The following is a 21,371-nucleotide window of genomic DNA, read 5'->3' as shown; positions in this document are numbered from 1 at the left end:
TATGACCCCGCGAGCTCCGGCGCGGAACCGATCGTGACCGTCCTGATGCCGGGCGTCGCTCCCCGGCGGCGGGCGGGTCACCGCGGCGGCCCGTCCACGGCGGGGAGTCCGGTGAGCGGTTCGTCCGTGGTGGGGAGTTCGGTGAGCGGTCCGTCCACGGCGGGGCGCCCGATGATGGGACGCAGCACCTCCAGCACCGCCGGGTCCTCGATGGTCGACGGGACGGGCTCGTCGGCGCCCTCGGCGATGCCGCGCATGGTCTTGCGCAGGATCTTCCCCGACCTGGTCTTCGGCAGCGCCGGGACCACGTCCACCTGCCGGAAGGCCGCCACCGCGCCCACCTGGTCGCGTACGGCCGAGATCAGCTCGGCGCGCAGCGTCTCCGGGTCGATGGCCACCCCGCTCTTGAGGACCACGAAACCGCGCGGGACCTGTCCCTTCAGCTCGTCGGCCACCCCGATCACCGCGCACTCGGCCACCGCCGGGTGCGCGGCGAGCACCGCCTCCATGGACCCGGTGGACAACCGGTGACCGGCCACGTTGATCACGTCGTCGGTGCGGCCCATCACGTACAGGTAGCCGTCCTCGTCGAGGTGGCCGCCGTCGCCGGTCAGGTAGTGGCCGGGGAAGGCCGACAGGTAGGACCGCACGTAGCGCTCGTCGTCCTGCCAGAGCGTGGGGAGCGTGCCGGGCGGCAGCGGCAGCCGGATGCAGATCGCCCCCTCCTCGCCCGGCGCGCACTCCTCGCCCGAGGCGCGCAGCACGCGCACGTCGTAGCCGGGGACGGGCACGGTGGGGGAGCCCGGCTTGACCGGCATGGGTTCCAGGCCGCGCAGGTTGGCCGCGACGGGCCAGCCGGTCTCGGTCTGCCACCAGTGGTCGACCACCGGGACGCCGAGTCTCCCCGCGGCCCAGTGGTAGGTGTCGGGGTCCAGGCGCTCCCCGGCCAGGAACAGCGTCCGCAGCGACGAGACGTCGTGGTCGCGCAGCAGCAGCGCCTCGGGGTCGGCCCGGCGGATCGCCCGGAACGCGGTCGGTGCGGTGAACAGCGCGTTCACCCGGTGCTCGGCGATCACCCGCCAGAACGCGCCCGCGTCCGGGGTGCCGACCGGCTTGCCCTCGTACAGCACGGTGGTGGCGCCGCGCAGCAGCGGGCCGTACACGATGTAGGAGTGCCCGACCACCCAGCCGACGTCGGAGGCCGCCCAGAACACCTCGCCCGGCGCGACGTCGTAGACGTTGGCCATGCTCCACAGCAGCGCCACCGCGTGCCCGCCGTTGTCGCGCACCACGCCCTTGGGCGTGCCGGTGGTGCCGCTGGTGTAGAGGATGTACAGCGGGTCGGTCGCCTTGACCGGCACGCACCCGGCCGGTTCGGCCTTCGCCAGCGCGTCCGCCCAGTCGACGTCGCGCCCGGGCACCAGCCCGGCGGGCGCCTGCTCGCGCTGGAGGACCACGCAGTGCGCGGGCGCGTGCGCGGCCAGCTCCAGCGCGGCGTCCAGCATCGGCTTGTACGGCACCACGCGCGATGGCTCGATCCCGCAGGAGGCCGAGACCACCACCTTGGGCCGCGCGTCGTCGATCCTGGCCGCCAGCTCCTTGGGTGCGAACCCGCCGAACACCACCGAGTGCACCGCCCCGAGCCGCGCGCACGCCAGCATCGCGACGACCGCCTCGGGCACCATCGGCATGTAGACCACCACCCGGTCGCCCTGCTCCACGCCGAGGGAGCGCAGCGCCCCGGCGAACCTCGCGACCTCCTCGCGCAGCCCGGCGTAGGTGTACGACCGCCCGGTGCCGGTCACCGGGCTGTCGTACACCAGCGCGAGCCGGTCGCCGTGACCGGCCTCGACGTGCCGGTCCAGCGCGTTGTGGCAGGTGTTCAGCTCCCCGTCGGGGAACCAGCGGTAGAAGGGGGGCGCTCCGGCGTCCAGGACCTCGCGCGGGGGCCTGATCCAGGTGACCGCCTCGGCAGCCTCGCCCCAGAAGTCCTCGGGATCGGCGATGCTGCGGGCGAAGGCGTCGGCGTACGGCATCAGGCCATCATGCTCTCCCCGGGACCTCCGGTCGAGATCCCCTTCCGGCCCGCCGGTCAGGCCGGGGCGGAGATGCCACCGCCCGGGCCTGCGGCGGACGCCACGGGCCCCTACAGGCGGTAGAAGTCGGTGTAGTGGTTGGGGGAGAACCAGGCCACGCCGGTGCTCCGGTTGACGACGATCCGGTACGCGTCACGCGCGGCGCCCCGGGCCCGGGAGTACACGTCGTACTCCTGGTAGGTGGCGCCCGCGGGCAGCTGGCCCTCCCGGTTGTAGAAGCGCCCGCCGGTGTAGTTGTACCTGCCGTCCGGCCAGGAGTACCAGCCGCGGTCGGTGGGGTAGCCCTTCCCGGACCAGATCGACCTGGCCGAGCGCGCGTCCGCGCAGCGGGAGACGGTGCAGGAGCCGTGGACCGCCGCGTCGGCGGGGGTGACGGTGACCACGCCGCTCATGGACGTGACGACGGCGATGACGAGGGCGAGTCGTGCCGCCCAGGAAGGCCGGGAACGTTCGGAAGCGCGCACGGGGTCTCCTTGTGAGGGGTGCCGAGATGTCGAACCCTGTCAGGATCACCGTCAAGCCGGGTCAGGTAAAGGTAAAGATCGCCAAAAACGGGGTGAAATCCTCGCGGCGTCCGCCTGACGCCCGGGCCGCGACACCGGTGCGACGCACCCGGGCGAATCCGCCCGGCCCGGTGGCGCGGCCCTCCGCGTTCAGACGAGCCCGCTCGGCTCGGCGGGCGCGGTGTAGCGGGCCTCGATGAGCTCGCGCACCCGGCGCCTGGTCTCGTCGGCCGCGTCGCCCGAACTCTGCTCGACCTCGGCCACCTCGGCCGCCAGCTCCTCGTCCTTGACGCTTCCGGCCAGCCAGCGCGAGTAGTCGCCCCGCTCCAGGTGGTAGTTCCACGTCCCCTCGTCGACGCCCTCGGCCATGCGGCAGAACGAGGTCAGGTTCCCGGCCCGCAGGTTCAGCATGTTCTCGGGGCCGCGGAAGAAGAAGCTGCTCTCCTCGCCGAGCTCACCGGCGGCGTACTTGCGGCGGTGCCTCTGGCGCTCCTCCTCGGGCGGGGCCAGCCGTACCCGGATCGGCTCGTCCTCGACCCGCCAGAACAGCAGGTCCCCGGTCGGCAGGTCGGAGAGGTCACCGCCGGGGACGTCGATGCCGGCGGCACCGGCGAACGCCTCCAGCACCCCTCCGGGACCGTCGCCCACCACGACGACCGCGTTCAGGGTCTGCACGACCGGCTCGCTGACCGCGTCGGGGTGCACGGTGACCAGCACCAGCCCGCCCATCTCGCGCAGCAGCTCCACCGACTGCAGGCCGAACCCGTCGGGCATCATGTGGTGGGCCTCGTCGACCACCAGCCAGTGCGGGTACCCGTAGCGGGCCGGCAGCGCCGACAGGCGGGGCAGGAAGTCCTGGAAGAACCCGGGCCTGTCGTCGATGGGCACGCCCAGCAGGTTGACCACCACGCTCTGCCCGGCGTCCTGCAGCACCTGGAGGATCTCCTCCTCGGTGGGGGCGCTCGTGACGTCGCCCAGCACGGAGGCGCCCTCGATGCCCTCGGTGTAGTCGCCCTCGGGGTCGATCAGGCAGAACCGGTACCCGGCCTTGGTGATCCGCTCCAGCAGCGCGGCGGTGACGGTGGACTTGCCGCTGTGCGAGGGCCCGGCGATCAGCATGCGCGTCCCGTACGGCGGGAAGCGCACCTCCTTCTTGTCGTCGTCCTCGCCGGTGGTGCCCAGCAGCAGGTGGCGGCGCGTCACGTCCACGTCGTCCAGGTCGTTCTCGACGAGCCGGTCGATCAGCTCGACGACCCCGGCGCCGCACTCGTTCCCGGTCACCAGGTCACAGCGTTCCCTGACGGCGGGCAGGGCGTTGGCCACCGCGACCGCGCACTCGCACAGGGACAGGAACGCGTGGTCGTTCTCGGCGTCGCCCACGCCGACCGTGCTGTGCTCGGACACGCCGAGCTCGGCCAGGGCCGCGGTCAGGCCGCTCGCCTTGTTGACGCCGGAGGGCAGCACCATCACCGCGCCCTTGTTGAAGATGACCTGCATCTCCAGGCCCAGGTCGCGGATGGCGCCGAGCACGGTCTCGCCGTGCGGTTCCCGGGTGGCCACGATCACCGAGCCGACGCTGAGCGGTTCCACGCCCAGCTCGCGCAGCCGCTCGACGAGGGCCTCGGGCGGCGCCTCGGCCAGAGAGGTGGTCTCCTGCTCGCCGGGCCGGTAGAGGACGGCCCCGTTCTCCGCGACCACCAGGTCGAACAGGTCGAGCCGGGGGAAGTCCGCGGTGAGGTCGCCGACCTCCCTGCCGGTGACCAGGACCGGCCGGCGTCCCGTGCGGACGAGACGTTCGAGGGCGGCCAAGGTGTCGTCGTCGACCCGGCCGTCGGTGGCCAGGGTCTCGTCGTAGTCACATGCCAGAACGTGATATCGCATCCGGTCCCCCTACCCCGCCCGGGAGGGAACACCGGAACGGAAGATGAACGCCGGCTGTGCGTCAGATGGCGTAACGGCTGGTCGCGGAGGTGCCCGGCGGGCTTCAGCCGGGGGTCTCCGGTCGCGCCTGCCTCTCGCGCGCGCTCCTGCGGGTGGCGTGCGGCTTGCCGTTCCTGCGCAACTGGGCGGTCTGGCCGAGGGCGACGTTCCCGGCCGCGCCGGCGAACTCGGCCATGAACCGGAGCTGGTCGACGGTGCAGGCGGCCAGCCGCTCCTGCAGGAAGGCGGCCATGGGCCGGTAGAACTCGGCGATCTCGGCGAGCCTGTCGGGCAGCTGGACGACGACCACGCGCCTGCGGTCGCGGGGGTCGTGCTCGCGCCGGATCAGCCGCTGCTCCTGCATCCGGTCGAGCATCTTCGTGACGGCGCCGGTGGTCATGCCCATGTACTCGGCGAGCTGCGTGGGCGTCACGGCCCGGCCCGAGCTCACCAGGTTCAGGCAGTGCAGGTCGTTGACGGGTACGCCGAGCTGGTCGGCCACGGCGTGCTGGAACAGCGTCGTCGCACTGACGAACTGCGGGATCTCCGCGAAGGCGGCGGCCTCCAGCTCCCCTCGTTCCGTTGACATCCGATCCCCTCCGGTTTAGCTTCTAGAAGAAGTAACTTCTTGAAGAAGCTACTTCTTGAGGCGTGGATTCGGCTGAAGGGTAGACCATGAAAGCTCTGATCATCGGTGGCGGCATCGCCGGACCGGCCATGGCCATGGCACTGCGAAAGGCCGGCATCGACTCGGTCGTCTACGAGGCGCATCCCACGGGGGCGTACGGTGCGGGCGCCACGATGGGCCTGTCCACCAACGGGCTGGCGGCACTGCGGGTCCTCGACGCGCACCGCGCCGTCGCCGCCGCCGGGTTCTCCTGCCCCCGGGGGGTGATGTGGCTCGGGAACGGCCGGCGGCTCGGCGAGGACGTCCCGACCCCGCTGCCGGACGGCACGACGGCCGTCCAGCTCCTGCGCGCCGATCTGTACGCCGCACTGCACGAGCAGGCCACCGCCAGGGGCGTGCCCACCGAGTACGGCAGGCGTCTCGTCCGGATCGACCACCGCGGGGACCAGGTCGTGGCACACTTCGCCGACGGCGGCGAGGCCACGGGCGACGTGCTCATCGGCGCCGACGGCATGCGCTCCACGACCAGGCGGTTCGTCGCTCCCGACGGCCCGCACCCCCGCTACTGCGGCATCGTCGGCACCAACGGGTTCGCGCGCGACCTCGACCTCGGCGACCTCGGCGACCTCGGCCTCGACGACGAGTGCGGCACCTTCCACATGGTGTTCGGCAGGCGGGCGTTCTTCGGCTACGTGCGGCGTGAGGACGGCCAGGTGTGGTGGTTCGTCAACATCCCCTCCTCCAGGGAGCCCACGCCCGCCGAACTCGCCGCGATCCCCGCCGAGCGGTGGCGGCACCGGCTGCACGAGCTCCTCGCGGTGGACACCTCCCCGGCCGCCCGGATCGTCCAGGCCTCGCCGCCCGGTCACGACTGGTTCGTCTCCCATCAGATGAGGGCGCCGAAGACCTGGCACCGGGGCCGGGCCGTACTGATCGGTGACGCCGCCCATGTCACGTCCCCCAGCTCGGGGCAGGGTGCCGCGATGGCCGTGGAGGACGCCGTCGAGCTCGCCCGATGCCTTCGCAACCTGCCTCCGGACCAGGCGTTCCCCGCCTACCAGCGCCTGCGTGAAGGACGGTTGCGCAAGGTGCACGCCGGCGCCCGGCAGGTCAACCGGAGCAAGTCCGCCACCGGCCTGAGCCGCGTTCTGCGCGACGCGATGTTCCCGGTGCTCATGAAGCGGCTCGGCGGCCCACAGGCCCTGAGCTGGCTGTACGACCACCGCATCGACTTCGACGACAAGGTCACGACCGGTACGGGATGACGCGCCTCTGCGGACGGCCTGGCGCGGATCAGGTTCGCCCAGGTCGCGTGCCCGCCAGCGCGGATCGGGTTCGTCCAGGTCGCGTGCCCATCAGCGCGGATCGGGTTCACCCAGGTCACGGGCCCAGGGCGGGTCGGCCCCCGGAGCCGAGCAGGTGAGCGCGGCCACCCGGGCGGCGAAGGCGGCGGCGTCGGCCGCGCGTTCGAGGTCGAGCCGGTCGAGCCGGCCGCCGAGCAGGCCGCCGGCGCGCAGCCGGTGCAGCAGCCCCGCGGTGAAGGAGTCCCCCGCGCCGACGGTGTCGACGACCCGGGTGGGCGGCGCGGGCACGGAGGCGCGCTCGCCGTCCACGGAGACCAGCGCTCCCAGCGGGCCGCGCGTCACCACGACCAGGCGCACACCCGCCTCGTGCCAGGCGTCGCAGACCCGCTCGACCGGCTCGCCGGGCCGGATGTGCTCCAGGTCCTCGTCACTGAGCCTGATCATGTCGGCCACCGCGCACCAGCGGGGCATCCGCTCCCGGTAGACGGCCGGATCGACGAGCGCGGCCCGTACGTTCGGGTCGATCGAGATCGTGGCGCGGGCGGCGGTCGCGGACAGCGCCTCCTCGACGGCCTCCGCGCCCGGCGCGCGGACCAGGGCCAGCGAGCCGGTGTGCAGGCAGGCGACGTCGCCGATCCGCCCGGCCGTCAGCTCCGCGACGCTCCATCCCCAGTCGGCGGAGCCGTCGGCGTGGAAGGAGTACCGGGCCTGTCCTGCGGGGTCCAGGGTGGCCACCGCCAGCGTGCTCGGCTCGGCCGCGTCGACGCAGCCGGTCAGGTCGACCCCGGAGGCGGCCAGGTGGGAGCGGAAGAGCGCGCCGAAGGTGTCGCCGGAGAGCCGTCCGAGGAAACGGGTCGGGGTGCCGAGCCGGGCCAGCGCCACCGCGGTGTTCGCCGGGCCGCCGCCGGGCAGGACCCGCAGCAGGAGCTCACCGCCCGGCCCGCCGTCCCGCCCGTCCTGGGCGGCGAGGGGGTTCGTGACGAAGGCGTCGGCGACGCACTCGCCGAGCACGGCGACCTGGCTGGAGGGCATGATCGTCGCCTTTCCGGGGAGGGACGCGGCGGATGCCCGGCCGCGTCGCCGATGGGTCACGTCGTCGCGGGCATTATCGCGGTCACCGCGATCTCCGGGCGAGGACCGTCAGCCCCCGGCGCCTCCCGGGTGACGGCCCCCGGGGGTGACGGCGTCCGCGACGGACTCACGACGGGCTCACCACGGGGCCGCGCCGGGCTCACCACGAGGCCCCGTCGGGCTCACGACGGGGCCAGGGCTCCCCGTCGGGCTCATGACGGGGCCACGACATGCTCCCCGTCGGTCGGGGCGGTGAGGACGCTGCCCGAGGTGCCGTCCACGGTGACCGACCGGCCGGTGACGATGTGCTCGGTCGCGCCGCTCACCCCCACGACGGCCGGGATGCCGTACTCGCGGGCCACCACGGCGCCGTGCGAGTTGGCGCCGCCCATCTCCATCACCAGGCCGCCCGCGGTCAGGAACAGCGGGGTCCAGCCGGGATCGGTGGAGGGGCAGACCAGGATCTCCCCGGGCTCCAGGTGCGCGCCGACCGGGTCCAGGACGACCCGGGCGACACCGGTGACGGTGCCCGCCGACGCCGGGGTACCGGTCAGCGCGCCTTCCACCGGTGCCCGTACGGCGACGGCCTCCGGCTCGGTGCCGTCCGAGAGCAGCACGCGGGGAACGTGCCTGCGGCGCAGCTCGCGGGCGGCCTCCGCGCGCCGCCGCGCCACCAGGGCCGCGGGCGTGCCCTCCCCGGACGGCGGCGGGCCGGTCAGGACCCTCCTGACCTCGCGGACGGTCAGGAAGAACACGTCGTCGGCGTCGTCGAGCACGCCCCGGGCGGCCAGCTCGGCCCCGACGACGAGCAGCTCGGCCCGCATGACGGCCAGCGCGGTCACCAGGATGTACTTGGGCATCTCACGCAACCCCACCAGCGCGCGGGCCCGGCCCAGGGCGAAGCGGACGAAACGCCCGCGAAGGCCCCCGGCGCGCCGGCCCAGCGTCCTGATCATGGCGGTGGCCTCGGCGGCCCCCCTGGCGAACAGGACGTCGGGGGCCAGAGCCGGGTCCTCCAGCCGCAGATAGTTGGTGAGGACGCCGATGATGTGCGTCGGGTCCTCCGACCAGCGCGGCAGTCCCAGGTCGATCTCGGCGACGGCCCTGCCGCCGTGGACCGAGAGGAACTCCGCCAGGCCGTCGCCCGCGACGCCGGGCAGCGACCCGGTGGCGAAGCGCCCGGCCAGCTCGGCCGCGGGAGTGCCCAGCAGCAGGGCGGTGCTCTCGGGGTCCCGGCGGATGCGGGTGGCCAGCCGCCACAGCGCCAGGTCCATCTCGGTGGTCACGTTGTGCGGCAGGCCGCGCAGCACGGTCTGCAGCTCACCGGGGCGCGCCCGGCCGCCCAGTGCCTTGGCGGCCAGGCCGAGCATGACGAACCCGGCCGCCGCCGAAGGCGCGACGGACGGCAGCAGCGGCATGACGCGGTGACCGAGCACCTGTTCGACGTGGTCGAGACGCTCCAGCGGGGTGGCACCCTCCGGCGCCGCCAGGCGGCTCCTGATCAGCCGGGTCACCGTCCGCACGTCCCGGTGCGCCGAGGCCGGGGCGAGCAGGGCCCGTACGGCGCGGCTCGGGATGTGGAAGCGGGACGCGAGCCGGGCCGCCCGGCGCAGCGCGGGCAGGGGTGAGGTGTGGGTGACGCCGAACCGGGGATCGTCGAACAGGCCGCGCAGCACCCGGGCGGACCTGGCCTCCATCACGTCGAGGATCCGCGGGAAGAGCGCGCGCCCCACCCGGCCGCGTACGGGGCCGGTGACGTCGAAGAACAGTCGCCCGCCCGCCTCCGCGACGACGGGAGCCCCGGCCGGGCCGTCGGGCACCGGGATCCCCAGCATCCGGTACACCGACGACGACAGCAGCCGGAAGGCCGACATGCCCATGGGGGTGATCGGCCGGTAGAGGCCCTGGGCCAGGCTGAAGCAGAAGTAGACCCGCGTGCCGCCCGGTCCCTCCGGCTCGTCCCGCTCGCCCGGCCGGTCCCGTCGGTCCGGCTCGCCCGGCCCGTCCGCCGCCGTCGTGGTCCACGTGGGCGGTTCCGCGTGCCGCGGGATCGGGTGGAGCGTGGTGATGGGACGCGCCTGGGTCAGCCACAGGACACCGTCGGCGTCGATCGCCCACTCGGTGTCCTGCGGTGCCCCGTAGTGCCGTTCGACCCGGTCGCCGAGCGCCGCCAGCGCCCGCAGCTGCGCGTCGGTGACACAGGCGCCCGCGGCCGAGCCGGTCCCGTCAGTGCCTCCGGTGCCTCCGGTGCCTCCGGTGCCTCCGGTGCCGGCCGGCACGTGCTCGACCCCGCCGCCCGCCAGCGGCCGTACGACCAGCCGCTTGTCGCCCAGGCGGCGTTCGGTGATCCGTCCGGTGGCGGTGTCGACCACGAAGTGGTCGGGGTTGACCGCGCCGGAGACCACGGCCTCGCCCAGCCCGGGAGCGGCGTCGATCACCGCCTCGCGCCGCCGTCCGGTGACCGGGTTGGCGGTGAACATCACCCCGGCCGTCCGCGACCGGACCATCTCCTGGACGATCACCGCCAGCAGCACCGAGCCGTGGTCGATGTCGTTCGCCGCCCGGTAGGCGACGGCCCGGTCGGTCCACAGCGAGGCCCAGCACCGCCGTACCGCGTCCAGCACCGCGTCGGCGCCGATCACGTTGAGGTAGGTGTCCTGCTGACCGGCGAAACTGGCGTGCGGCAGGTCCTCCGCCGTCGCCGAGGAGCGCACCGCGACCGGGCCGTCCGCGCTCGCCCGTACGGCGTCCGCGATGTCACCGGGGACCGGGGCGGCGAGCACGAGCTCGCGCGCCCGGGAGGCCAGCGCGTTCAGGGCGGGGACGTCCCCGGCGGGCGTGGTGGCCAGCGCGCCGAGCACCTCCTCCAGACCGGCCCGCTCGGTCACCCTGCGGTAGGCCTCGGTGGTGATGCAGACGCCCACCGGGACGGGCAGCCCGGCGGCGGTGAGCACGCCGAGGTTGGCGGCCTTCCCGCCGGCCAGGGACAGCGAGCGGGCTCGCGGGTCGTCGAATCGCAGGACCAGTGGGGTGGGCATCGGTTGCGTCTCCTTGGGGCCTCGACGAAGAGCGCCATGGCTGGGACGACGATAGGCCGCGGTGACGAATAAATCAACAACTGATGAAATAACCCCTCGGGGTCGGGTACGACGGCGGACGGCCACCGCGCCGGCCCGGTTCCTGGAACCCGGGTGGTCGCGCGATGGCCGCCCCCGTCCTGCTCGCGTCACCGGCGGTGCCGGTACGCGTGCCGCGGCCGCGGGACCGAGGGTCCCGTCCGGTGCCGCGGCGTTCCCCTAGTCGCCCCAGGCCAGGAGCCAGACCTGGCCGTTCGCGCCGTAGCGGTTCTGCTGCCACGGATGGATCCGCGAGCCGCACGTGCCGCCGTAGGGGTTGTAGGAGGTGCAGAAACGCCACCTGTCCGTGACGTCCCAGATGTTCCAGCCGACCCCGTACGCCTCGATCGTCTGGCATCCCTCGTACAGGTAGGTGGGAACGCCCGTGCTCCCGGTGCAGCCCGCCGAGGTGTACGTGACCCGGACGCCGTCACCGCACCAGGTGTGGTGGGCCGCCCCGCGCATCGAGGGAGGGCCGTACGTGGTCGTCAGGTACCAGCAGCCCGACGGGCCGGCGCTGATCGCGCTGCCGGCGAGCCGCCTGGAGGGGGTGGGGACGCTCCCGGCGAACGCACCCCGCGAGGCGTCGATCACCCGGGGGGCGGTCTGGCGCTGACGCGACATGTCGATGTACCTGTCGAGGCCCCTCGTCCGGATCTCCCCGGCCGTCAGGGAACGCACCCTGGGCGTCGGGGGCGGCACCGCGGCCTGCAGGTCGGGGCTCCACGCCGGGCGGGTGGACGTGGCCCACGGGGGGGCGTTCCACGCCGGCCGGTCCGGGCGGGGAGAACGGGCGGAACGGTCGGCGGGGGAGGCGATCTGGCCGGTGACCCGGTCGGTGGCCAGGCCGGTGTCCTCGGGGGCGTCCTGGGGGGTGTTCCGGGCGGCGGCCTGGGAGGCGCCGTCCCAGGAGGGGCGGGAGATCCCCGCCTGCGGGGAGTACGCGCCGTCCGGGCCGATGGGCGGAACCGGGGAGAAGGCGCCGAGGGTCAGGACGGCCGCGACCGCGACGGCGCAGCTGGAGGTGACCCGGGTGAAACGGTTCTTCAATGACATGCGGCATGCTCCTTATCAAAGCAGCGCGCCACGGGAGGACTTCGTCGCCATTTCCACCCGCGGTGCGATCTTGACGGCATGAAAAATATATAAGCCATCCATTCGGCGGGTGAGCGATCGTGTTTTTAAAAGGGTAAACGAAAATTTCCCATCCCCGTCGCACGGGCCGCGTTGTACCTGTTCGAACCTTGGTGGGCTCGGCGTCCCAGCAATTCATCAACCCCTTTCCCGATGTACGGGAAATCGCCCGCGCGGGCCGGAATGTTTTCCTTCCGGCCCGCGACAATTTGTTTCCGAAGGCATTTCCGGTGTAGCGGGATGGCACCCTGTCCGCCCGGCTCGTCCTTTTGGTCCGGGACCGCCGGGGCGGTCCTTCCCGTTTCCTTCCGGTGTGGGGCCCGGGACCTCCGCGGGACCTCCGCGGGGTACGGCCTCCGCCGCCGTCGTCCGCGGGGACGTCCGGGAGTCCGGAAGCGCCGGGGAGCGCCGGGGAGCGCCCGGGAGTTCACGAGGACGTGGGAGTTCGCGGTCCCTCCCCACTGCCGGTATTCGTGGTGAAAGGCCCGGCTAGTCTGGTCGCGGTCGACCCCGCGTCCCGTACCCCACGCCCTGTGGCCCATGCCCCGCGTGCCCCGCGCACGCGGCGGGGGAGAACGGCGCCCCGGCCGGGAACGCGCCGGGGGCCGAGGTCGCGACCGGGCCCCGCCCGGTGAGAACGACGCACACACGGCAGATCGAACGGAACAAATGTGGATCTTCTAATGGCCCTGGCGCTCGCGGCAGGCGTGCTGCTCACGGTGGCCGCGTTCACGGTGGCCACGCGGCGCCTGCTCGGCCTGCGGTTCGGGAACGTCCGCATGCTGCTGGCCGGGACGTTCATGCTCGTGATCGCCGAGCCGCTCATGAGGGCGTTCGCCAGGACGGTGGACCCGGGCGACCCCGGTATCACGCCGATCTGGTTCTTCATCCTCGCCGTGGTCTGTGCCCTGCTGGCCGGGCTGATACCGCTGGTCATCGCCGAGATCCTGATCCCGTCCGGATCGCTGCCGGGACCGCTGGAACTGGCCGGGAGGCTGCGCCGCCACCTGACCCGCTCGCGCCGCTACCTGCGCATCACGCGCATCCTCATGCGGCACGGTCTCGGGCCGTACCTGCGCGGACGCGACCCCGACCTCGGCGCGCCCTCCAGCAGGGCCCGGCTGGCCAGGTCGCTGCGCGAGGCCCTCGACGACGGCGGGGTCACGTTCGTGAAACTGGGACAGATCATGTCCACCCGTGCCGACCTGCTGCCGGTGGAGTTCGTCGAGGAGCTGCGGCTGCTGCAGGACGGCGCGGCCTCGGCCCCGTGGGCGGAGATCGAACCGGTGCTGACGGCCGAGCTGGGCGGGCCGCTGGAGGAGACGTTCGCCCACTTCGACCGCGAGCCGCTCGCCGCCGCCTCGATCGCACAGGTCTACCGCGCGCGGCTGCGCACCGGGGAGGAGGTGGTGGTCAAGGTCCAGCGTCCGGGCATCACCACCGTGGTCGAGCAGGACCTCGACATCATCGACCGCCTCGCCCACTCGCTGGAGCGGCGCACCCGGTGGGGACGCGCCTTCGGCGTGGCCGACCTGTCCAGGGGATTCGCCGACGCCCTGCGCGAGGAGCTCGACTTCCGGATCGAGGCCGGCAACATGGCCGCCGTGGCGGCGGCCTCCGAGGGCGAGCCGGTCCACGTGCCGGTGCCCTACCCGCGGGTGTCCGGCCGGCGGGTGCTCGTCATGGAGTGGCTGGACGGCACCCCGCTCGGATCGGCCGTGCCCGGCGGGCAGGCCGGGCAGGACCTCGCCAGGACCCTGCTCGACACGTTGCTGCGCCAGATCATGCTGCACGGGGTGTTCCACGCCGACCCCCACCCGGGCAACCTCATGCTCCTGGCCGACGGGCGTCTGGCCCTGCTCGACTTCGGCTCGGTGGGACGGCTCGACGGGTCGCTGCGGGACTCGCTGCAGCGCCTGCTCGGCGCGATGGACCGGGGGGACCCGCTCGGGGTGAGCGACGCCCTGCTGGAGGTGGTACCGCGGCCGGACGAGATCGACGAGCGGGAGCTGGAACGCGAGCTCGGCCGGTTCATGGCCCGGCACCTGGTCGCCGGCGCCTCCCCGGACGCGCAGATGTTCGGACGGCTCTTCCGGATCGTCTCCTCGCACGGCCTGTCCCTGCCGCCCGAGGTGGCCGCGGTGTTCCGGGCGCTGGCGACGATCGAGGGCACGCTCGCCCGGCTGGCCCCCGGCTTCGACATCGTCACCGAGGCGCGCGCGTTCTCGGTCCGCCACCTCACCGAGGTCCCCGACGCCCGGCGGGTACGGGACGCCGTCATGCAGGAGGCGCTGGGCCTGCTCCCCATGGTGCGCCGCCTGCCCCGCAGGATCGAGCGGATCGCCGACGCGGCCGAGCACGGCCGCTTCGGCGTGAACGTGCGCCTGTTCGCCGACGAACGCGACCGGCGGCACGTCACCGGGATGCTCCACCAGGTGCTGCTCACCGTGATGGCGGCCACCACGGGCCTGATGGCCGTACTGCTGCTCGGGTCGGACACCGGCCCGCGCGTCACCACGCAGGTCGGGCTGCACCAGCTCATCGGCTACAACCTGCTGCTGGTCAGTACCATCCTGGCCTTGCGGGTGCTGGTGATCATCTTCCGCCGGAGCGGGTGAGGGGAACCGGCGCGGCTACCCCACCCGTCCACGGGTAGAAAGACCCTCCAGGGGAGGGCCGCGATGACGAAGGCGAGGAGGCGATCATGACCGGCACACCCCCCACCACGGAGATCGTCATCGAGACGCACGGCCCCTCGGAGGCGTACGCCCTGACCGGGACGGTCTGCGAGCTCTACCGGGCGGTGTTCTCGCTGCCCCCGTTCAACGGCAACGCCGAGGAGTTCGCCAACCAGCGCCGCTACCTTCCCCGGCTGCTCCACCGGCCCGGCTTCCGGCTGACCACCGCACGGTCCGGGCCCGACTTCATCGGGTTCGGGTACGGCTACCTGCTGCCCCCCGACACCGCATGGTGGAGCCGCCTGACCGACCCGGTCGACGAGGAGTTCGCGACCGAGACCGGGACCAGGACGTTCGCCGTCATCGACTACGGGGTGCTGCCCGGCAGCAGGAACGCCGGGATCGGGCGCCGCATCCACGACGAGCTGCTCGGCGGATCAGGAGCCGAGCGGGCCACCCTGACGGTGCAGCCCGCGGCCGTGCGGACGCAGGCCGTCTACCGCAGGTGGGGCTGGCGCAAGGTGTCCCGCAGAACGATGGACCCGCCGATCCCCGCCCCGGTCTTCGACGTGCTGGTGCTGGAGACGATGCCCGGCCCGCCGGACGCCGGTCCCGTCGGGTGACCGGGTCCTTCAAGTGGCCGGGCCCTTCAAGTGACCGGTTCCGTCGGGTGACCGGGTCCGTCGGGTGAACCTGCCGGTGACCGGGCCCTTCGGGTGACGGGCCTGTCGGAGTGGACCCGCCGGTGACGAGCCCGTCAGGCGATGAGCTGGAAGGCGTGCAGCTTCTCGTCCAGGGCGGCGACCTGGCGCGTCCTCGCCCACGGATTCAGCGTCTCGCGGACCTCCACCACCGACCGGGCCAGCCGGGGTGAGGTGTTCTTGCAGGTGAGGCGGGCCGCCTCGCCGATATGCTCGCACGCCTCGTCGATGGCGCGCAGCTGCAGGTGCCCGCGTGCCAGGTCCAGCCGGCTGAAGGCCATGTTCCGGACGAACGCCGGATCGATCTTGGCCAGGGACCGGGCGGCCACCTCGACGGCGGTCTGCGCGTCCCCCATGTTCAGCAGGCACTTGGTCTTCGTCGACAGGTACTGCCCGTCCCCGTAGAAGTAGAGCAGGTGGCTCGCCACGTCCCCCTCACCGGCGTGCACCAGCTCCCGCCGCGCCTGGTCCAGGCTGGTCATGCACCGGGCGTGGTCCTTGCGCCGGTCGGTCCTGGGCGAACGGCTCAGCACCGCCGAGTAGGCGCGGGCCCCGACGTCGCACGCGTACGACACCAGCAGCCTGCTGCGGGCCCGCTGCCCCCAGGCCAGCGCCCCGAGCGCGTGCTCCACCCCCTGGCGGGGGTCGCCCTGCCAGGTCGCGAGCTGTGACCAGTTGGCCAGCACGAAGCTGTTCATCGCGTCGTCGTTGGCCGCGTGGGCGGCCACCTTGGCCTGGTCGTAGTAGTAATTGGCCCCGTTGAAGTCGTTGAGGTTGAACAGCACCCAGGCGGTGAACCGGCAGATGTTGGCCAGCAGCGTGAGCAGCCGCTCGCGCACCTCGTCGTTGGGCGCCGAGGGGATCAGCGACCGCACCAGGTGCTGCTGGGCCAGCACGGTGCCCAGCACCGACTGGGGGCCGAGCGCGTCCTCCTGGCGCATGCAGTGGTGCAGCACCGCGTCGATGTGGCCCACGGTCGCCGTGTCGACCCGGGACGGCTCGGTGGACACCAGGGCGAGCCGGTCGAACTCGTCCTCGTCGAGCCGGGCCAGCAGCGGTGAGGCCGCGGCGGCGGACGCCGCGGCCCTGATCAGGGCCAGCACGTCGCGCCGTTTCATGTTCGCCGCCCACTGGGCGAGCGCCCGTACCAGCGCGTCGTACTCCTCGTCGCGCGACCTGCCGACGGGCACCGGGCCGGTGACCAGGTCGGGCAGGGCCGACAGCACTCCCCGGATGTCCTCCGGGCCCAGGCTGCCCGCGGCACCGGCCGCCACCAGCGGCCGTCCCTGGAACCGGGTGGCCAGGACGTTGTGCTCGTCGGCATCGCGGTGGTCCTCACCGTCGACCAGGTCGGCGGTGCGGCATTGGTAGATGCGGGCCAGCCGGTTGAGGCCGGCGATCGGCGGCTCGTTGCCGGTGGGGCCGGGCCATGCCTCCCACGACCCGAGCTTCCGGGTCGTCAGCGGCTCGTTCGGCCAGTATTCGTTCCATAGATGGCAGACCTTGGCTTGTGTCAGTCGATGCGCCTCGCGGAAGCCCTGGCGGGAGTTCAGGCGCCAACGTCGCTGGAACTCTGCTGCGACCTCGGCCCACGTACAGCCACGTTCGCGAAGCTCGGCGCTGAAGACGTCCATCTGTTGCTTGACGCTGCGCGGTGCACGTGGCATTGTCTCGGCCCCTCCCGGCGGGTCCTCCGGTGGCGATTCTTCGCGCAGAACGTTACTTGCCGATCACGTTCCGTGACGGGCGAGTGCAGAAATCGGTGATCGGATCGCCGATGTCTGCAAGATCGTCACGTGCGGGAGTGATTCGACTCCGGAAAGTGACGAACGGATGCGACGTCGTCACCTGTTTCCAGCACGCTCCGTGCATCAGGGTTGAGAACAACGCCCGAGCCGCCGGATCCGCGGGGTCTCCGCTCGGGCGGGCGTCCCTTCCTGCGCCGGGGACGCGACCGAATCTCCGCAGTCCTTTCCCAGGAGCCATCCATGAGCGTGCTCCCCGTCGAACGGCCGGGACCGATGTACTCACCGTTTCATTCCGATCCGGACGACCCCGATCATCTGACCACCTGCGTGGACGAGGTACGGCTGGTGGCGCAGCCGGCCGCGGCCGCACAGGCCCGCGAGTTCACCCGCGTCCGGCTGGCCCGGTGGGGGCTGGGGGAGATGTCGGACGCCTGCGTCCTGGTCGTCTCGGAGATGACCACCAACGCCATCACGGTCACCCGCCTGACGCAGGCCGCCTGCGGCCACGTCCGCCCGCTGCCTCCCGGTGCCCGGTCCTTCCCCGAGGGCGGGGACGTGCCCGACCGTCCGCCCTCACCCCTTCCCCCGGGCTCCCTCCCGCCCTCCACCGGGCCCGCCGCGGGCATCGGGGCGTACTCGATCCTGCTGCGGCTGCGGCTCACCGCCACGGGCCTGTTCGCCGAGGTGTGGGACGACTGCGGCGGCACGCCCCGGCCCGCCGACGCGGGGGAGGACGACGAGAGCGGCCGGGGCCTGTACCTCGTCGGCATGTGCAGCGACGAGTGGGGTCACCTTCCGGCGCCGGGGGGCGGGAAGGTCGTCTTCGCCCGCTGGGGCCTGCCTGCGGGCTGGAGCGGCTCGGCCTCCCCGCCCCGATGGCCCGCCTACTCCCACGCCCGCACGACGCGCGCTTGAACGGGGACGCGCGCGCGAGCCGGACCCGTACGGGACGGACCCACACGAGCCTGACGCCCGCGAACCGAACGCCCGCGAGCCTGACGTCCGCGAGCCTGACGTCCGCGAGCCGGATGCCCGCGAGCCGGACGCCCGCCGGCCGGGACGCGTGCCGTGCACCGGTGCGCACGGGACGGCCGGACGCGCCGGGGAACCGCCGAAGGTGAGGGCGGTTCCCCGGCCGCGCCGGACCGGCCGGACCGGGTGGCAGAATGCCGGGATGGACACGATCTTGCGCGCGGCGGGCGAGGTGCTGGGGACCGAGCTGTCCGACCCGGTCGACCTCGGGGGCAACCGCCGCAGCGTCGTCGTGCGCTGCCGTACGGCGTCGGGCGGCACCGTGATCGTCAAGCGGTTCGGCACCGAGCCCGAGGGGCTGCGCGGCTTCACCGCGGAGGCGGCCGGGCTCTCGATGGGGCTGGGCGGCCCCGGCCTGCTGGGCGTGCACCCCTCGCTCCCGCTGGTGGTGATGGAGGACCTCGGGTCCGCGCCGACGCTGGCGGACGTGCTGCTCGGGGACGACCCACGGGCCGCCCTGGACGGCCTGGCGGCCTGGGCACGCGGGCTCGGGGTCATCGCGGCCGGGTCGGTGCACCGGCGAGCCGACCTCGCCGAGCTGTCGGCCCGCTACGGCAGGGGAGCACCCTCCTGGGACGAGGAGCCGTGGGCCGTGCGGCGCGCGGCCGAGTTCCCCCCGGCGCTCGCCGGGATGGGCCTCGACGTGCCGCGCGAACTGGCCGACGAGCTGACGCGGCTCGCGGTGACCGGCGCGGGCGACCACCTCGCCTTCACCCCCGGCGACACCTGCCCCGACAACAACCTGATCACCCCCGGCGGCCTGCGGCTGCTCGACTTCGAGGCGGCGTGCTTCCAGCCGGTCTTCCTGACGGCCGCCTACTGCCGGATGCCCTTCTCCAGCTGCTGGTGCGTCTTCTCCCTGCCCCCTGGCGTGGCCGAGGAGATCGAGAACATCTACCGCGCCGAGGTCGTCCGGGCCTATCCGGAGCTGGCCGAGGACGAGATCTGGCGGGCCGGGCTCCGGCGGGCGATCGCGCTCTGGACGGTGCACCTGACCGTCAACCTGATCCCGCGCATGGCCGACGACAAGCCGGTGCACCGCTTCCGGCGGTCCCCGACCGTACGGCAGCTGATGAGGCACCGCTGGGAGATGGCGAGCACCCTGGAGGAGTTCCCGGCCTTCGCCCGGACGATGCGGCTGCTGCTGCGGGACGTGGCCGGAAGCTGGGACGTCCCCCCGCTGCCGGGATACCCCGCCTTCGACGGCGCCTAGGGGATCACGCTCCGGAAGGCGGGACCCGTCCGGACGCGACCCCGAAGCGCTCGGGGTGGACGTGGCCCGGTCCCGCGCGGGCCGCGTCCGGCATGCCCGGCGCGTCCGGCGTGCCCGGCGCGGATCGGCTCGCGGCCGCCGGCCCGGGGGTGGCCCCGGGCCCGTCGCCGGGTCAGCGGTTGATCCACCGCTGCATCTCCTTGGGGTAGCGATCGCCGAGGATCTCGATCCGCCCGGAGGCCTCGGTGAGCTCGGCGAGGTCCTCGGGGGAGAGGCCGACGTCGACGGCGTCGCTGTTCTCCAGGAGCCGGTGAACCTTGGTGGTCCCGGGGATGGGCACGATCGAGGGGTGCCGGGACAGCAGCCACGCCAGGGCGACCTGCGCGTTGGTGACGCCCCTGCGCGCGGCGACGGACGACAGCAGGTCGACGAGGGACTGGTTGGCGGCGCGGGCCTCCTCGGTGAAGCGCGGCAGCCTGCCGCGCAGGTCACCGGCGCCGAACGACGTCCCGGGGGTGATCGCCCCGGTGAGGAAGCCCTTGCCGAGCGGGGCGAAGGGGACGAAACCGATGCCGAGCTCGGCGAGCACCGGCAGGATCTCCTCCTCCGGCTCGCGCCAGAACAGGGAGTACTCGCTCTGCAGGGCCGTGACCGGGTGAACGGCGTGCGCGCGCCGGATGACGTCCACACCGGCCTCGGACAGGCCGAAGTGCCTCACCTTGCCGGCGTCGACGAGTTCCCCGACCGTCCCTGCGACGTCCTCGATCGGCACGTCGGGGTCGACGCGGTGCTGGTAGAGCAGGTCGATGTGGCTCACGCCCAGCCGACGCAGGGAGTCCTCGACGGTCGCCCTGATGTTGCCGGGGCGGCTGTCCGGGCCGGTGGAGCGGCCGCCCTCGAAGGCGAAGCCGAACTTGGTGGCGATGACGACCTGCTCGCGCACGGGTGCGAGGGCCTGCCCGACGAGCTCCTCGTTGGTGAACGGGCCGTACACCTGGGCGGTGTCGAAGAAGGTGATGCCGCGTTCGACGGCGGCGCGGATCAGGGCGATGCCGTCCCCGTGGTCGACGGCCGGGCCCAGACCGTGGCTGAGGCCCATGCAGCCGAGCCCGATGGCCGACACCTCCGGGCCGCCACTGCCGAGCGTGCGCTTGATCATGGTGTTCCTCCTGACGTGGACGGTGGTTCCGGAGTAAGCATGACCCGAGGACCCGGCCGGCACGCGAGCCGTCGCCGCCGCGCGCTCTCCCTCGTGGCCGCGATCATCCCGAGGACGCGCCGGGAACGGCTCGGCCGGCGATCGCATTCCGGTTCCGGGCGTGAACCTTCCACTCGGCGAACGCTCAGGAACGGGGCAATGGGGGACAGGCTCCGGGAGTTCGGTCTCGGGCTCAAGACCCAGGACCGCGTCAGCTGACCTCCCGCCGGGCGGCGACGATCTCCAGCAGTGCGGCGTGCGTCTCGCGGTCGGCCGCCACGACCATCCCGCCCGGGCCGTCGTACAGCGGCCCGCCGTGGACGTCCGTGATGACGCACCCGGCCGCCCGGCACAACGCGATCCCGCTGGCGAAGTGCACGTTGTCCCACATGGGGCCGTCGGTGACGAACGCGGCCCGCCGGCCGGCGGCCACCCAGGCCACCGCCAGGGTGGTGGAGACGACGCGCGGCCCGAAGCGCCCCGTGAACGCGGGGTCGGTGAACAGCCGGGCCGCCTGGAAGCCCGGCGCGTTCGGGAACGGGGGATCGAGGTTGACGTCCACCAGCCGCGACCCGGCCGAGGGCGTGAGACCCTCGTCCACGCCGTCGCGGCGGACGCAGGCGCGGTCGCCGTCCGTCCAGAACACCTCGCCGGCGAACGGGTCGGCCGAGGCCGCCACGGTGAGGTCCCGGCCCACGCGCAGGGCGACGTTCACCGAGACCAGCGGGGTGCGCGCGGCGTAGTTCAGCGTGCCGCACAGGGGGTCGACCAGCCACATGCGCTCCGCGTCGGCCGAGCCGGTACGCCCGCTCTCCTCGCCCGTCACCGCGTCGTCCGGCCGGGCGGCGCGGATGACGTCGAGGATGGCCTTCTCCGCCGCGAGGTCGGCGGCCGTGGCGAAGTCCACCGCGGACTTGTCGAAGCGCTCCAGCGACGTGCCGTACATGGCCCCGACGACGTCGGCTCCCGCCCGTGCCGCCGCGAGGACCAGATCCCTGTCCGTGATCGTCATGTGGACAGGATATGCAT

General features: G+C 73.2%; 15 protein-coding genes. 5 read left to right on the top strand and 10 right to left on the bottom strand.

The features are described 5' to 3' along the window. Positions 1-77: 77 nt before the first annotated feature. From ABD832_RS39070 to ABD832_RS39055, 4 genes are all read right to left on the bottom strand, one after another. Positions 78-2,036 (bottom strand): propionyl-CoA synthetase, encoded by a 1,959-nt coding sequence (locus ABD832_RS39070; RefSeq protein ID WP_344906885.1) that lies wholly within the window; start codon positions 2,034-2,036, stop codon positions 78-80. Between the two features lie 110 nt (positions 2,037-2,146). Beyond that, a complete protein-coding gene (locus ABD832_RS39065) occupies positions 2,147-2,560 on the bottom strand; it encodes a ribonuclease domain-containing protein (protein WP_344906881.1) in 414 nt (137 codons plus the stop codon). Between the two features lie 189 nt (positions 2,561-2,749). Further along, positions 2,750-4,480: an HAD-IIB family hydrolase gene (locus ABD832_RS39060; protein ID WP_344906878.1), complete on the bottom strand. Its 1,731-nt coding sequence runs from the start codon at positions 4,478-4,480 to the stop codon at positions 2,750-2,752. A gap of 103 nt (positions 4,481-4,583) precedes the next feature. Continuing rightward, positions 4,584-5,108 carry a MarR family winged helix-turn-helix transcriptional regulator gene (locus tag ABD832_RS39055; RefSeq protein ID WP_344906875.1) on the bottom strand — a complete coding sequence of 175 codons (525 nt, stop codon included), beginning with the start codon at positions 5,106-5,108 and terminating at the stop codon, positions 4,584-4,586. Positions 5,109-5,194: 86 nt separating this feature from the next. On the opposite strand from ABD832_RS39055, the gene ABD832_RS39050 reads away from it, so the two are divergent. Continuing rightward, positions 5,195-6,412 (top strand): FAD-dependent oxidoreductase, encoded by a 1,218-nt coding sequence (locus tag ABD832_RS39050; protein WP_344906872.1) that lies wholly within the window; start codon positions 5,195-5,197, stop codon positions 6,410-6,412. 90 nt (positions 6,413-6,502) lie between these two features. On the opposite strand, the gene ABD832_RS39045 is transcribed toward ABD832_RS39050, so the two are convergent. From ABD832_RS39045 to ABD832_RS39035, 3 genes are all read right to left on the bottom strand, one after another. Continuing rightward, the gene (locus tag ABD832_RS39045) at positions 6,503-7,483 is read right to left on the bottom strand and encodes a carbohydrate kinase family protein (protein WP_344906869.1); all 981 of its coding nucleotides are present in this window, start codon (positions 7,481-7,483) and stop codon (positions 6,503-6,505) included. A gap of 251 nt (positions 7,484-7,734) precedes the next feature. Then, the gene (locus ABD832_RS39040) at positions 7,735-10,560 is read right to left on the bottom strand and encodes a PEP/pyruvate-binding domain-containing protein (protein WP_344906866.1); all 2,826 of its coding nucleotides are present in this window, start codon (positions 10,558-10,560) and stop codon (positions 7,735-7,737) included. A gap of 258 nt (positions 10,561-10,818) precedes the next feature. Continuing rightward, positions 10,819-11,694 (bottom strand): hypothetical protein, encoded by an 876-nt coding sequence (locus tag ABD832_RS39035; RefSeq protein ID WP_344906863.1) that lies wholly within the window; start codon positions 11,692-11,694, stop codon positions 10,819-10,821. 749 nt (positions 11,695-12,443) lie between these two features. On the opposite strand from ABD832_RS39035, the gene ABD832_RS39030 reads away from it, so the two are divergent. Then, on the top strand, positions 12,444-14,390 hold the full coding sequence (locus ABD832_RS39030) for an ABC1 kinase family protein (protein ID WP_344906860.1): 1,947 nt from the start codon (positions 12,444-12,446) through the stop codon (positions 14,388-14,390). A gap of 86 nt (positions 14,391-14,476) precedes the next feature. Beyond that, positions 14,477-15,073 carry a GNAT family N-acetyltransferase gene (locus ABD832_RS39025; protein WP_344906857.1) on the top strand — a complete coding sequence of 199 codons (597 nt, stop codon included), beginning with the start codon at positions 14,477-14,479 and terminating at the stop codon, positions 15,071-15,073. Positions 15,074-15,207: 134 nt separating this feature from the next. On the opposite strand, the gene ABD832_RS39020 is transcribed toward ABD832_RS39025, so the two are convergent. Then, on the bottom strand, positions 15,208-16,818 hold the full coding sequence (locus ABD832_RS39020) for an NsdA family TPR-like regulatory protein (protein WP_344906854.1): 1,611 nt from the start codon (positions 16,816-16,818) through the stop codon (positions 15,208-15,210). A gap of 321 nt (positions 16,819-17,139) precedes the next feature. Here ABD832_RS39020 and ABD832_RS39015 point away from each other — a divergent pair, with 321 nt between their 5' ends. Both ABD832_RS39015 and ABD832_RS39010 read left to right on the top strand, forming a co-directional pair. Beyond that, complete coding sequence (locus ABD832_RS39015) at positions 17,140-17,814, top strand: ATP-binding protein (RefSeq protein ID WP_344906851.1); 675 nt, start codon at positions 17,140-17,142, stop codon at positions 17,812-17,814. A gap of 259 nt (positions 17,815-18,073) precedes the next feature. Then, positions 18,074-19,144, top strand: a complete 1,071-nt coding sequence (locus tag ABD832_RS39010; protein WP_344906848.1) for a hypothetical protein — start codon at positions 18,074-18,076, stop codon at positions 19,142-19,144. Between the two features lie 172 nt (positions 19,145-19,316). Here the strand turns inward: ABD832_RS39010 and ABD832_RS39005 are convergent, their stop codons facing one another. Beyond that, on the bottom strand, positions 19,317-20,303 hold the full coding sequence (locus ABD832_RS39005; RefSeq protein ID WP_344906845.1) for an aldo/keto reductase: 987 nt from the start codon (positions 20,301-20,303) through the stop codon (positions 19,317-19,319). Positions 20,304-20,553: 250 nt separating this feature from the next. Continuing rightward, the gene (locus ABD832_RS39000) at positions 20,554-21,354 is read right to left on the bottom strand and encodes an inositol monophosphatase family protein (RefSeq protein ID WP_344906842.1); all 801 of its coding nucleotides are present in this window, start codon (positions 21,352-21,354) and stop codon (positions 20,554-20,556) included. Between the last annotated feature and the right edge of the window lie 17 nt (positions 21,355-21,371).

This window comes from Streptosporangium longisporum (genome assembly GCF_039534895.1).
In the GTDB taxonomy this organism is placed as follows: Bacteria; Actinomycetota; Actinomycetes; order Streptosporangiales; family Streptosporangiaceae; genus Streptosporangium; species Streptosporangium longisporum.
The sequence above is the reverse complement of the archived record's forward strand: the minus strand, read 5'-3'. Positions and strand labels throughout refer to the sequence as shown.

Excerpts from the sequence above, each read along its gene's own strand:
- ABD832_RS39070 (WP_344906885.1), bottom strand. The coding sequence starts at position 2,036 with ATGCCGTACGCCGACGCCTTCGCCCGCAGCATCGCCGATCCCGAGGAC.
- ABD832_RS39060 (WP_344906878.1), bottom strand. The coding sequence starts at position 4,480 with ATGCGATATCACGTTCTGGCATGTGACTACGACGAGACCCTGGCCACC.
- ABD832_RS39055 (WP_344906875.1), bottom strand. The coding sequence starts at position 5,108 with ATGTCAACGGAACGAGGGGAGCTGGAGGCCGCCGCCTTCGCGGAGATC.
- ABD832_RS39050 (WP_344906872.1), top strand. The coding sequence starts at position 5,195 with ATGAAAGCTCTGATCATCGGTGGCGGCATCGCCGGACCGGCCATGGCC.
- ABD832_RS39045 (WP_344906869.1), bottom strand. The coding sequence starts at position 7,483 with ATGCCCTCCAGCCAGGTCGCCGTGCTCGGCGAGTGCGTCGCCGACGCC.
- ABD832_RS39040 (WP_344906866.1), bottom strand. The coding sequence starts at position 10,560 with ATGCCCACCCCACTGGTCCTGCGATTCGACGACCCGCGAGCCCGCTCG.
- ABD832_RS39035 (WP_344906863.1), bottom strand. The coding sequence starts at position 11,694 with ATGTCATTGAAGAACCGTTTCACCCGGGTCACCTCCAGCTGCGCCGTC.
- ABD832_RS39025 (WP_344906857.1), top strand. The coding sequence starts at position 14,477 with ATGACCGGCACACCCCCCACCACGGAGATCGTCATCGAGACGCACGGC.
- ABD832_RS39020 (WP_344906854.1), bottom strand. The coding sequence starts at position 16,818 with ATGCCACGTGCACCGCGCAGCGTCAAGCAACAGATGGACGTCTTCAGC.
- ABD832_RS39015 (WP_344906851.1), top strand. The coding sequence starts at position 17,140 with ATGAGCGTGCTCCCCGTCGAACGGCCGGGACCGATGTACTCACCGTTT.
- ABD832_RS39010 (WP_344906848.1), top strand. The coding sequence starts at position 18,074 with ATGGACACGATCTTGCGCGCGGCGGGCGAGGTGCTGGGGACCGAGCTG.
- ABD832_RS39005 (WP_344906845.1), bottom strand. The coding sequence starts at position 20,303 with ATGATCAAGCGCACGCTCGGCAGTGGCGGCCCGGAGGTGTCGGCCATC.
- ABD832_RS39000 (WP_344906842.1), bottom strand. The coding sequence starts at position 21,354 with ATGACGATCACGGACAGGGATCTGGTCCTCGCGGCGGCACGGGCGGGA.